Origin of the sequence: Oceanicaulis sp. (genome assembly GCF_965284345.1) — a bacterium.
Lineage (GTDB): Bacteria > Pseudomonadota > Alphaproteobacteria > Caulobacterales > Maricaulaceae > Oceanicaulis > Oceanicaulis alexandrii_A.
The window spans coordinates 128,472-140,283 of sequence record NZ_OZ260073.1 but is presented as its reverse complement, the minus strand read 5'-3'; the positions used below and the strand labels follow the sequence as shown (position 1 = coordinate 140,283).

11 protein-coding genes are annotated in these 11,812 nt (G+C 62.5%); 4 read left to right on the top strand and 7 right to left on the bottom strand.

Features of this window, described 5'->3' with window-relative positions; translation table 11 throughout:
- Positions 1 to 6: 6 nt before the first annotated feature.
- From accC to aroQ, 3 genes are read right to left on the bottom strand one after another with little or no spacing between them, the layout of a single operon-like run.
- The gene (gene accC, locus ACQ66J_RS00670) at positions 7 to 1,356 is read right to left on the bottom strand and encodes an acetyl-CoA carboxylase biotin carboxylase subunit (protein WP_430430076.1); all 1,350 of its coding nucleotides are present in this window, start codon (positions 1,354 to 1,356) and stop codon (positions 7 to 9) included.
- Positions 1,357 to 1,366: 10 nt separating this feature from the next.
- Positions 1,367 to 1,861: an acetyl-CoA carboxylase biotin carboxyl carrier protein gene (gene accB / locus ACQ66J_RS00665; protein ID WP_430430074.1), complete on the bottom strand. Its 495-nt coding sequence runs from the start codon at positions 1,859 to 1,861 to the stop codon at positions 1,367 to 1,369.
- 23 nt (positions 1,862 to 1,884) lie between these two features.
- The gene (gene aroQ / locus ACQ66J_RS00660; RefSeq protein WP_430430072.1) at positions 1,885 to 2,340 is read right to left on the bottom strand and encodes a type II 3-dehydroquinate dehydratase; all 456 of its coding nucleotides are present in this window, start codon (positions 2,338 to 2,340) and stop codon (positions 1,885 to 1,887) included.
- Positions 2,341 to 2,451: 111 nt separating this feature from the next.
- On the opposite strand from aroQ, the gene thiS reads away from it, so the two are divergent.
- From thiS to ACQ66J_RS00645, 3 genes are read left to right on the top strand one after another with little or no spacing between them, the layout of a single operon-like run.
- Positions 2,452 to 2,661, top strand: a complete 210-nt coding sequence (gene thiS / locus ACQ66J_RS00655; protein WP_430430070.1) for a sulfur carrier protein ThiS — start codon at positions 2,452 to 2,454, stop codon at positions 2,659 to 2,661.
- A 3-nt stretch (positions 2,662 to 2,664) separates the two neighbouring features.
- Positions 2,665 to 3,459 carry a thiazole synthase gene (locus tag ACQ66J_RS00650; RefSeq protein ID WP_430430068.1) on the top strand — a complete coding sequence of 265 codons (795 nt, stop codon included), beginning with the start codon at positions 2,665 to 2,667 and terminating at the stop codon, positions 3,457 to 3,459.
- 56 nt (positions 3,460 to 3,515) lie between these two features.
- Positions 3,516 to 3,944: a VOC family protein gene (locus tag ACQ66J_RS00645; RefSeq protein WP_375548899.1), complete on the top strand. Its 429-nt coding sequence runs from the start codon at positions 3,516 to 3,518 to the stop codon at positions 3,942 to 3,944.
- Here the strand turns inward: ACQ66J_RS00645 and ACQ66J_RS00640 are convergent, their stop codons facing one another.
- The 4 genes from ACQ66J_RS00640 to ACQ66J_RS00625 all read right to left on the bottom strand — a co-directional run bounded on the left by ACQ66J_RS00640 (position 3,945) and on the right by ACQ66J_RS00625 (position 10,036).
- Positions 3,945 to 4,856 (bottom strand): hypothetical protein, encoded by a 912-nt coding sequence (locus ACQ66J_RS00640; RefSeq protein WP_430430065.1) that lies wholly within the window; start codon positions 4,854 to 4,856, stop codon positions 3,945 to 3,947.
- 94 nt (positions 4,857 to 4,950) lie between these two features.
- On the bottom strand, positions 4,951 to 5,679 hold the full coding sequence (locus tag ACQ66J_RS00635; protein WP_375548901.1) for a DsbA family protein: 729 nt from the start codon (positions 5,677 to 5,679) through the stop codon (positions 4,951 to 4,953).
- A gap of 80 nt (positions 5,680 to 5,759) precedes the next feature.
- The gene (locus ACQ66J_RS00630) at positions 5,760 to 7,184 is read right to left on the bottom strand and encodes a M48 family metalloprotease (RefSeq protein WP_430432212.1); all 1,425 of its coding nucleotides are present in this window, start codon (positions 7,182 to 7,184) and stop codon (positions 5,760 to 5,762) included.
- 125 nt (positions 7,185 to 7,309) lie between these two features.
- Positions 7,310 to 10,036, bottom strand: coding sequence for an Rne/Rng family ribonuclease (locus ACQ66J_RS00625; protein ID WP_430430063.1), 2,727 nt, complete (start codon positions 10,034 to 10,036; stop codon positions 7,310 to 7,312).
- Between the two features lie 525 nt (positions 10,037 to 10,561).
- Here ACQ66J_RS00625 and ACQ66J_RS00620 point away from each other — a divergent pair.
- Positions 10,562 to 11,782 (top strand): N-acetylmuramoyl-L-alanine amidase, encoded by a 1,221-nt coding sequence (locus ACQ66J_RS00620; RefSeq protein WP_430430061.1) that lies wholly within the window; start codon positions 10,562 to 10,564, stop codon positions 11,780 to 11,782.
- Positions 11,783 to 11,812: the final 30 nt, after the last annotated feature.

The following is an 11,812-nucleotide window of genomic DNA, read 5'->3' as shown; positions in this document are numbered from 1 at the left end:
CCGCGCTTACGAGCCTTGACGCTCGGCGAGCCAGCTTTCCAGCCAGCGGATATGGTAATCCCCCGTCAGGAAGGCGGGTTCTTCCAGAAGCGCCAGGTGCAGCGGTATCGTCGTTTCGACACCGCTGACGACCATTTCCGACAAGGCGCGCTTGAGACGCAGCAAGGCCTCTTCGCGATCACGCCCGTGCACGATCAGCTTGCCGATCATGGAGTCATAATAGGGCGGGATCTTGTAGCCGGTATAGAGCGCGCTATCGAGCCGCACTCCCAGACCGCCGGGTGCGTGGAACTCGGTCACCGTGCCCGGGGAGGGCGTGAAGGTTTCGGGGTTCTCCGCATTGATGCGGCACTCGATGGACCAGCCTTCAAGCTTGATGTCGTCCTGGGTGAAGCTCAGCTCATGGCCCGCGGCGACCCGGATCTGCTCACGCACCAGGTCGATGCGGGTGATGGCTTCAGTCACCGGGTGCTCCACCTGGAGACGGGTGTTCATTTCGATGAAATAGAACTCGCCGTTCTCATAGAGGAACTCCACCGTGCCGGCGCCGCGATAGCCGATCGCTTTCACTGCGTCCGTCACGGTCTTGCCGATCTTGGCGCGCGCCGCCTCATCGAGGGCGACGGAGGGCGCTTCTTCAAGCACTTTCTGGTGACGGCGCTGAAGCGAGCAGTCGCGCTCGCCCAGATGCACCACATTGCCATGGGTGTCGGCGATGACCTGGATTTCGATATGCCGCGGCTGACCGAGATATTTCTCTATATACACCGCGCCGTCGCCAAAAGCCGCCTGGGCTTCAGAGGACGCCGTCTGCAGCGCGCTTTCCAGCGTGTCTTCGCTCTCGGCGACTTTCATGCCGCGACCGCCGCCGCCAGAGGCGGCCTTGATCAACACAGGGAAGCCGATTTTCAGGGCGACCTTGCGCGCTTCAACCATATCGGTGATCGCGCCGTCAGAGCCAGGCACGACCGGAATGCCGGCGTCCACCGCTGCTTGCTTGGCAGTGATCTTGTCGCCCATCAGGCGGATCGTGTCTGCGGTCGGACCAATGAAGGTCAGGCCGTGCGCTTCCACGATCTCGGCGAAGCGGGCGTTCTCGGACAGAAAGCCATAGCCGGGGTGGATCGCCTGCGCGCCCGTGATTTCGGCGGCGGCCATGATGGCGGGCACGTTGAGATAGGACCGGCCCGCGGGCGGCGGACCAATGCACACGCTTTCATCAGCCAGCTTGACGTGCATGGCGTTGGCGTCGGCTTCGGAGTGAACCGCCACCGTCTTGATGCCCATTTCCTTACAGGCCCGGTGGACCCGCAAGGCGATCTCGCCGCGATTGGCGATAAGGACTTTATCGAACATGAGCGACCGCCTAGCTGATGATGAACAGGGCTTCGCCGTATTCCACCGGTTGGGCGTCATCGACCAGAAGCTCGGTGAGGGTGCCCGATTTGGACGCGGTGATGGGATTGAAGGTCTTCATGGCTTCAACCAGCAAAATGGTGTCGCCTTCCTTCACGCTGTCGCCGGCTTTCTTGAACTGGTCCGCCTCGGGAGAGGGACGCAGATACACCGTGCCCACCATGGGCGAGGTCACGGCGCCGGGATGGCTTTTGGCGTCGGCGGCGCTGACGGCGGCCGGCGCTTCAGGCGCGGCGGCCGGAGCGGGCGCAGGCGCGGCGGCCATGGGCGCAGCCGCAGGCTGAGCAGCATATACGGCGGGCGCAGCGGTGAGTTCGCGCGCAACGCGGATACGCATTTCGCCTTTTTCGACTTCGATCTCGGTAAGGTCGGTGTCGTTGAGAATATCGGCCAGCTCGCGCACGAGCTTGGAATCGACCTGCGGGTTCGACGTGGTGGACGCCATAGGTTCATTACCCTTTCTAGTCATTATTTCGCACGCGCCTGCGCCAGTTGCACAGCGGCTCTAATCCCCAGCTCATAGCCGCGCGCGCCTAAACCGCTGATGGTGCCAGCGGCGGCAAGTGACACATAAGAGACAGCACGAAAGGCCTCTCGCGCAACAGGCTGGGACAGATGCACCTCAATTGCGGGCGCGTCCACCCCTTTGATCGCGTCCAGCAGCGCTATGGAGGTATGGGTGTAGGCGGCGGGATTGATCACGATGGCCGAGCCCTTGGCGCCGGCGGTGTGAATCAGCTCCACCAGCGCGCCTTCATGATTGGTCTGCTCAAACACCAGCCCGACGCCCAGCGAGTCGGCCGTCTGACGGCACAGCGCTTCGATATCTGTGAGGGTGGTGGTCCCGTAAATCTCAGGCTCACGCGTTCCCAGCAGATTGAGATTGGGGCCGTTGAGTACGAAGACGGGTTTGAGGTCAGACACTTTTGTTCACTCCGGCCAGGCTGAAGGGCGCCAGCGCACCTTGACTGCCAGCCTTGGTTCTACGACCTCATAGGGGTGTGAACAAGCAAACCCGTGCGTGGGACGCAGGTCATGAGCCAGATCAATGTCGAGCTGAACGGCGAAAGCCGTCAAATCCCTTCCGGCTTAAGCCTGAAAGGCTTGCTGGAGCATCTTGAGCTTGATCCGCGCAAGGTCGCCGTGGAACGCAATCTCGAAATCGCGCCGCGCGATGGCTATCACGCGATTCGCATCGAGACCGGCGACCGACTTGAAATCGTGCATTTTGTCGGAGGAGGGTGAGCCATGACGGCCCAGACCCAGATACAGGACGACGCCCCGCTGGTCGTGGCGGGCCGGAGCTTTAACTCCCGCCTGATCATCGGCACCGGCAAGTACAAGACCTATGAGCAGAACGCGCAGGCGCTGGTCGCTTCTGGCGCTGAGATGATCACGGTGGCGGTGCGGCGGGTAAACCTGTCTGACCCCAGCCAGCCGCGACTCGTCGATTTCATTGATCCCAAGGACTACACCTTCCTGCCCAATACGGCGGGGTGCTTTACGGGCGAGGACGCCGTGCGGACTCTGCGTCTGGCGCGCGAGGCGGGCGGCTGGGACCTGGTGAAGCTCGAAGTGCTCTCAGATCCCAAGCATCTCTATCCGGACATGGCCGAAACCCTTCGGGCGACCGAGATGCTGGTCAAGGAAGGGTTCGAGGTCATGGTGTATTGCTCTGACGATCCGGTTTACGCCAAGCGCCTGGAAGAGGCGGGCGCCTGCGCGATCATGCCCTTGGGCGCGCCGATCGGCTCGGGCTTGGGCATCCAGAACCCGGTGAATATTCGTCTGATTATCGAAGAGGCGAAGGTGCCGGTGATCGTGGACGCGGGCGTCGGCACGGCGTCAGACGCCGCTGTGGGCATGGAGCTTGGGTGTGACGGCATTTTGATGAACACCGCCATCGCCGAGGCGAAAGACCCCATCCGCATGGCCAAAGCTATGAAGCATGCGGTCATCGCGGGCCGTGACGCCTATCTGGCGGGGCGGATGCCGAAAAAGCGCTATGCCGATCCGTCGAGCCCGCTGGCGGGCTTGATCTGATCTGCTTGCGCGAGTTCTTGTAATGTTCCAAAGTGTCTGGGTATAGGGAGGACGCCATGGAACAACGCATTTCTATGATTACGCTCGGGGTTTCAGATCTCGTTCGCGCACGCGCTTTTTATGAGGGCATGGGCTGGTCCGCACTGCCGTCCGAGAGCGATCAGATCGTCTTCTTTGATTTGAACGGCGTGATCGTGGGTTTCTTCGGCGGCGAGGCGCTGGACGCGGATATGGGGCGTCAGAACCCGCCGAACGGGCGAGTGGCGCTAGCCTATAATGTGCGCAGCCGAGATGAGGTGCAGCCGATTCTGGACCGGGCCGCGCAGCTGGGCGGGTGTGTGCTCAAACCGGCAGAAGACGTCTTCTGGGGCGGCCATTCCGGCTATTTCGCCGACCCGGACGGACATGCGTGGGAAGTGGCGCATAATCCGTTCTGGCAGATCCTTGAGGACGGGCGGATCAAGCCTGAGCCGCCCGCCTGTTGATCAGCGAGACCGCCGTAGCGCTTCAGCGCCTACAGGCAGGTCATCCTGCACTTCCATGCAGACCGGGCGTGAGACGCGTTCGCCGCGGCCCAGAAGGGCCTGTTCATGCTCACGCATGGCCGTGCCGCCCAGACAGGGCAAGACATGGCTGATCTGCAGCATTCCGCGATCCGCCATGCCGCGCATGACCGCGGCGACGAGGGCGTCGCTGACCAGGGCGTTCACCTGCCAGGCGCGCTCGGCTCCGGACCAGGCCCCATAGGATCGCCCCGATGGGCCGACCATCAGCTCGGTGTCAGTCTCACGCAGGCGGATCGGAACAAGCGGCAGCCATTCCGGTCCGGCATAAGGCGGATAGGTGGTGTCCCAGCGGGCGCCGACGCTGAACCAGGGGCTGTCAAAGAAAAATGGGACGATGTTAAAGACGCCGAGAACCCCGCCTGTGGCCCAGTCAGCTTCATCGACACCGGGCCAATAGGCCTCGCGGCGGGCGGACACCGGTTCGTTCATGATGACCCGGCCGGTCAGGCGGTCTTCAATCCAGACGCGCCCGAGCAAGGCCGCATCCATGTGCGAGCCGAAATCGGGCCCGTCCACCTGATCGAAATCGAGCGAAATCACATAGCGCGCCTGATTGCGGTCAGGCGCGGCGAGACCGGCCTGTTCCAGCGCGGTTTCAAACCGCGGGCGCAGGATCGAGCGATTGGGTTCGGGCAGAAACCAGGAAAACTGGGACGTTCCCGTGACCGGGCCAAGCGCCATCTGATGATAGAAGGGGCTGGCGGCGTCGACGCGGAGGGTCTGCGTGTCCAGAGGCTGCGGCGTCTGGCGCGCGGAAACGGCGTCGCGGCTGGCGCAAGCGGTCAGGGTCAGCGCCGCACAGGCGGCCATCAGGATCGTCAGGTGTTTCATCATCCCCTCCAGGTTCGCAGGGATGATTAACCACAAGCGGAAAACAAGCTGTAAACGGCGCCGGGACTTGTCCCGGCGCCGTCAGTCATCACGCTTAACGCGACAGCGCGTCGTTCACCAGGCGGTTGAGGCTGTCGATATCGGCGCCGGGAACGACCGTTTCGCCGACGATGAAGAAGGGCGTGCCGGTGATGCCGATGGCCTGGGCCAGCTCGCGCACATCGCTCAGCTGACGAGTGATCTCGTCTGAGGCCATTTCAGCACGCATGGCCGCCACATCCACCCCGGCGGTGACGGCGAAGGCGTCGATCCGTTCATCCGGCAGCGGGCCGCTGGCGTTCATCAGGGCGTTGTGAAACGCCTCATAGGATTGAGGCGCGATCCGCCAGACTGCGAGCGAGGCGCGCGCAGCGTTCGTGGATTGCTCGCCCCGGATCGGAAATTCCTTGAAGATGAAACGCACCTGGTCGCCATGCTCTTCCAAAACGGATTGAATCCATTCGTTCGAGACGGTGCAATACGGGCAGCGATAGTCAAAGAACTCGATCACGGTCACGACCGGGCTGTCTGCGCCCATAACCGGGTCCCGGGCGTCGGCGTATAGTCGGTCTTCGCTGGAGGTGACTGCGCCGAGCATGGCGTCCTGCTCGCGCTGGCGCGCGCGACGCTGCAGCTCGATCAGCGCTTCCTCGATGATCTCGGGGTTGGTCAGGATGTAATCGCGCACAATCTGCTCGATTTCGGCGCGATTGGCGGGTTCTTGCGCCGGGGCGCAAGCGGTCATGCCGAAAGCGGCGGCGAGGGCGAGCAGCAAGATGCGCATGAAAACTCCAGTCATCAGTCAGAAATCATTTGTTCCCGCGTTTAACGCGGTTCTGCGCTCTGGCACAATCACAAGCCCGTTTAGGGCTGTAACAGAGCGCCGCGATCCAGATGCTGGAAATTGGGCTGACGCTCGCGCTCGCGGCGGTTCCAGTTCCGCAATTCCCGGCTGTCGGGCCGGGTGACCGCCAGGATTTCCGTCGCGCGGATCCAGGCTTCAGTGCCGCGTTCAAGCTCTTCATGAGCCCGGGTGGCGAAGATATGCGCCTGCATTTCGTCACCGACCGCATAGGCGCGTTCCGCTGTAGACAGCTCCGCCAACGCCGTTTCACCCAATTGCTGATGCGCCAGTGAGCGCTGGAACCAGGCATAGGGATTTTGCGGCTCGCTCACCAGGGCGATGCGCAATTGGCTCAGCGCTTCTCGCGCGTTCTCTTCGTCATTGGTGGCGATCAGCGCAGACGCGTAACCGATGCGGAGCAGCGGCGCATCGGGCAGCAATTCAATGGAGCGGCGATAGGGCTCGATTGAGCGTTCGATCAGACCGCTCTCATACAGCATCTGGCCTTTGAGCTCGTAAAAATAGGGATTGTCAGGCTCAAGCTCGAGCAATTCATTGACCGCGCTCTCGGCGTTGTCGGTCAGGCCTTGCTTGTAATAGGCCACCGCCCGGGCATAGCGCGCCGGGATGGATGTGTCGCTGTCGGGATAGCGTGAAAAGGTCTGAGCGGGGGGCGCCATGAACCCGATGATCTTGGCCTGCAGGCGTTGCAGCTCGGCGATCTCCTCCGCACTGTCAGGAACATCGGCGAAACCGGATGCTTCCACATTACGGCGCAGCGCCGCCACCCGATCTGACGACAACGGGTGAGAGCGGAAATATTCCCACCGGCGCTGAAACGAGATTCGTTCCTGATAGGCGAGACGTTCAAACGTCGCCACCAGACCGCGGCCCGATTGCCCGGTCTCGGTCAGAAAGCGCACGGCGGCCTGGTCGGCGGAGGCTTCCTGAGCGCGGGTATAGGTCAGCATGTTCAGCTGACCAAATTGCGGGGCGGAGGCCATGATGGCCGCGCCCGCATCTGGCGCGCCAGCGAGGGCCGCGATCAGTCCCACGCCAAACGAAGCGGCCATGGTGGCCAGACCCGCTCGGCTGGCTTCGCCGCGCCGGATGATGTGCGCGCCTTCGATATGGCCGATTTCGTGAGCGATGACGCCTTTGATTTCGTTTGGAGTTTCGGCGCGGACGATAGTGCCCGTATTCAGGAAGATATTCTGTCCGCCGGTGACGAAGGCGTTAAAATCCATATCGCCGACCAGATAGAAATCCACGGCGCTCACATCGAGCCCGGCCGCTTCCAGCAACGGGTCGGTGTATTCGCGCATGGCGCGCTCAGTCTCGGTGTCTCGGATCAGGCTCTGTCCGTGAGCACCCGCCAGACTGGCGAGCGCCAGACTTGCTGCGGCGGCGATGCGGGTCACGCCGGTCCGTAAGGGTTTGAGCATACGCAATGCAAGCGTCCTTCGTGTCAGCCAGCTCTGGAAGACAACAGTCTATCCTTCTGTCCGTCTGCACGCCAGAAAACGTGAGAACGGCGCCGGAAGTGTGACCACCGGCGCCGTTCGCGTGTTTAGCTCAGGCCTAGGAATTTCGACGAACGTTGCCACCAGCCGCGTTTCGCGGGGCGGTTCTCGTCTGATCCTTCGTCATCGCTGGCCTGATCAGCCGCTGGCGGGGCCGGTTCTGTCGGCGCGCTCTGTTCGGGCTTGGCGTCGCTCTCGCTGGCGGCTTGAGGCTCAGGCGCAGGAGAACTGGCCTGCTCCATGGCTTCGCGGGCCGCCGTATCGGTGGTGTCCGCTTGAGCCGCCGGTTCCGCTTTCTTGCGGCGGGTGCGTCGCTTGGGTTTGTCGGCGTCCGCCTGAGCGGCCTCTTCGCTGGGCGCGTCGCCTTCGGCGGACGCTTCAGCAACGGGTTCGGCCTTCTTGCGGCGCGTGCGACGCTTGGGCTTGTCTGCCGCCGCATCACCCTCAGCCGCTGCAGGGGCGTCTGCTTCAGACGCTTGAGCCTCCGAAGTGTCCGCGACGTCATCGGCAGGTTTTTTACGCGTGCGGCGGCTGCGCTTGGGCTTGGCCGGCGCCGTCTCGTCGCCAGCGTCGCTGGCGGCCTCCGCCGGCGCATCCTCGGCCTGCGCTTCAGACGCGGGCGCGTCCTGAGCGCTCGTCTCGATCTGGCCCGCTTCATCCTGAGCGGCCTCGCTCTGGCCGGCCGGTTTGCGACGGCGACGGCTGGGGCGTTTGCGCCGGGGCGGCGTGTCATCATCGTCGGTCTGAGCACCAATGGGTTCAGATTCAGACGGCTCGATCACTTGAAGGCCCGCGACACCATCGGATGCGTCAGCGTCCTTGGACACAGACTCGGTTCCGGTTTCGCCGTCAGTCTCCTCGGTCCCGTCCAGAGCCGACAGGGCGTCGTCCGAGGATCCGGCCTCATCATTGCGCTTGCGACGATTGCGACCACCGCGGCGGCCGCGCCGGCGGCGTTTTTTCGAGCCGTCTTCATTGGTCTCGTCAGACGCGGTGCGCGCCGGGCGTTCACCGCGGTCCTCACGCTCTTCAGTCGCCTCGTCTTCTTCCGTATCCTCGATGTCGTCGTCTTCATCGATATCGGCGACGACGGCGGCCGCGCTGGTCAGCGGGGTGTCGGCGCGGGCGGCTTTCGCTTCGGCGCGCGCTGCTTCGCTGCGGCTCTCAAGACGTTCAAGAGTACAGTCAGGGCGGATCAGGCTGTCATCCGCGTCCACCGTCACGCTCATGTCATAGCGCGCTTCAATCGCGGTGAGATGATCGCGTTTCTCGTTGAGAATATAGAGCGCCACTTCCGGGGCGCAGACCAGGCGCGCTTTGGACGTGCGGCCGCGCACGCCTTCCTCTTCCAGCGAGCGCAGGGCGACCAGAGCGCTGGATTCGATCGAGCGCATATGGCCCGAGCCCTGACAATGCGGGCAGACATTGCTCGACCCTTCCACCAGCGAGGTGCGCCGACGCTGACGACTCATCTCCATCAGGCCGAATTGCGAGATACGGCCCACTTGCAGGCGGGCGCGGTCACGCTTGAGCGAATCCTTCATCTTCTTCTCTACGGCGCGAACGTTTTTGTTCTCGTCCATGTCGATGAAGTCGATCACGAGCAGGCCGGCGAGGTCGCGCAGACGCATCTGGCGAGCGGCTTCCTCGGCCGCCTCCATATTGGTCTTGAGCGCGGTTTGCTCGATATTGCGTTCCTTGGTCGCCTTGCCGGAGTTCACATCGATGGAAACCAGCGCCTCGGTCGGGTTGATGACGATATAGCCGCCTGATTTCAGCTGCGCGACGGGGGAATGGATCGCCTCAAGCTGGCTTTCCACCTGATGACGCAGGAAAAGCGGCGTGGCGTCGCGATAATGCTGTACCTTCTTGGCGTGGCTGGGCATCAGCATGCGCATGAAGGCCTTGGCCTCCTTATATGCGTCCTCGCCTTCCACCAGCACCTCGTCGATCTCCTTGTCGTAGAGATCGCGGATCACTCGTTTGACGAGATTGCCTTCTTCATAAATCAGCTTGGGGGCGCTCGATTCCAGCGTCGTGGTGCGGATCGTCTCCCACAGCCGGATCAGATAGTCGTAATCGCGTTTGATCTCGACCTTGGTGCGCGCAGCCCCAGCGGTGCGGATGATCAGGCCCATGCCTTGGGGCACGGCCAGTTCGGACACCGCCGATTTCAGACGTTTGCGATCAGGGGCGTTGGTGATCTTGCGTGAAATGCCGCCGCCGCGCGCGGTATTGGGCATCAGCACGCAATACCGGCCGGCCAGCGACAGATAGGTCGTCAGCGCCGCGCCCTTATTGCCGCGCTCTTCCTTGGCCACTTGCACCAGCAGCACCTGACGGCGCTTGATCACTTCCTGAATCTTGTAGCGGCGCATGAAGGAGCGGCGACGGCGCGCCGCTTCGTCAATCAGATCGTCTTCATCAGGCGTTGGCGCGTCTTCATTGTCGTCGTCAGGGCCGGCGTCGTCATTCAGATCGCCGGTCGCTTCCGCTTCCGCTTCGCGCAGCGCTTCACGATCCGCATGGGGGATCTGATAGTAATCGGGATGTATCTCGTTGAAGGCGAGAAAGCCGTGCTTGTTACCGCCATATTCGACGAATGCGGCCTGTAGCGAAGGCTCTACACGCGTGACTTTGGCGAGATAGATGTTTCCACGAATCGGCTTTCTGGAGGCCGATTCAAAATCGAATTCCTCAACCCGATTGTTGTCGACAATCACCACCCGGGTCTCTTCCGGGTGGGCGGCGTCGATCAGCATTTTGCGTGACATTAAAATACGCTCCATACCGCATGGCGAAAGCCGCGCTCAACGAGGAGGCGGCTTCAGACGTGCGGCGATTGTTGCAGGAACGCGCTCGACGGCGATCTGTTCTTACTAAAGATGATCTCGCGGCGGGAGCGCGCATCATGGGTCTGTCCTTAACCGGGCAGGGGCGCGTCCTGATTCGGAGCGTCACCCGAGCGCCAGTCATTCTGGCTTTTGGCGCCGGCGGCGGGCGTGAGCCCTCCCGCGTCGTCCAGAAATCTGTGTGCTTTGAAGATTTGCGCCCTGGGGCGGATCTTCAAGGGTGTTCATGTGGGCGGCGCGCGAACGCGCCTGATCCCAATCTCGAACATAATCACATTGCACGAGAATGTCGCCAATGAAAAGCGAGCTACACCGTGTTAGACTCTCGGTAAGGACTCGCTAACCGAATCTCAAGGCGTGGCGTTCTACAGTGATTTTCATCGGAGCATTTGCGCGACGTAAAATGACGCAAAGCCCGTTTGGGACTTCGGCATGGTGGTGGTCGGAATGCGATTTTTAGCGGGTCTTGTAGCTTGCGCCCTGACGCTGTCCGCCGGTTCGGCGATGGCGTCTGATATTACAAATGTGCGCTTCGGCGCCTACGAAACCCATACCCGCATCGTCATTGAAAGCGAAACGCCGCTTGATTCGCGCGCCTTTACGCTGGCTGAGCCGGTCTCGCGCCTGGTGGTCTCCTTTGATCAGGCAGGCTGGGATGTTCCAACCTTGCCCAATCGACAGGGCGAAGGCGAGGGGCTTGTGGGCCGGTTTCAGTTTGACGGACAGGCCGGCGCGCCACGTCTGGTGTTTGCGCTGAACTCGCCGTCCACTGTTGATCATCATTTTTCGCTCGCCCCTGATGGCGGCGGCTACCGCACGGTCGTGGATCTGGCGCCTGTGGGGGCGACGGCGTTCCAGCAAACCTCTGGCTTTCCGTCGGAAAGCAGAAATATGGCGCAGTTCCTTGTGGAAAATGCGGTCGTGTCCGCAGCGCCGCCCGCGTGTGAGGCTGTGCGAGTGGTGATCGACCCCGGGCATGGCGGCCGTGATCCCGGCGCACTGGCGCGGTTCGGCGGCGGGGATGAAGCGGATGTCAATCTGGCGGCCGGTCTGGTCCTGCGCGACCTCCTGAACGCCACCGGACGCTATGAGGTCATCATGACCCGGGACCGCGATGTGTACGTCGATCTGTATGATCGCGTCGAAATCGCGCGTCAGGCCGAGGCGGATCTGTTCATCTCCCTTCACGCAGATTCGGCCGGCGATTCGACGGGGCCTGAAGGCGCAACCGTCTATTCGATGAATCACCGGGCCGTAGACCGCGCACGCAGCCGCGCGATCAGCCAGGGTGACTGGGTGGACCCCAACCGGCCTGAAGAGGTCTCCCGCATCCTTGTCGAGATGTCCCTGACCAACAAGGAAAGCCAGTCCGAACGCTTCGCGGACGCGCTTCGCACCGAAGTCGGCCGGGTGCAGCCCTTGTTCCGTGAGACGGCCATGCGCGCCAATTTTGCGGTGCTGATCGACGCGGAAGTGCCAGCGGTCCTGTTCGAAATGGGCTTTTTGACCAATCGCAGTGACGCCCGGCGCCTGAACAGCGCCACGGACCGTCGGCGGCTGATGCAATCGGCGGCGTCCGCCATTGATGAGCACTTCGCTCATTGCCAGGGCGGCGGCTCGGATCGCTATATCGCCCAGAACACGGCGAGCGCCTCCAGCACCCGTTAATCTGGACCTGTGCGGAATCCGCCATTGGGT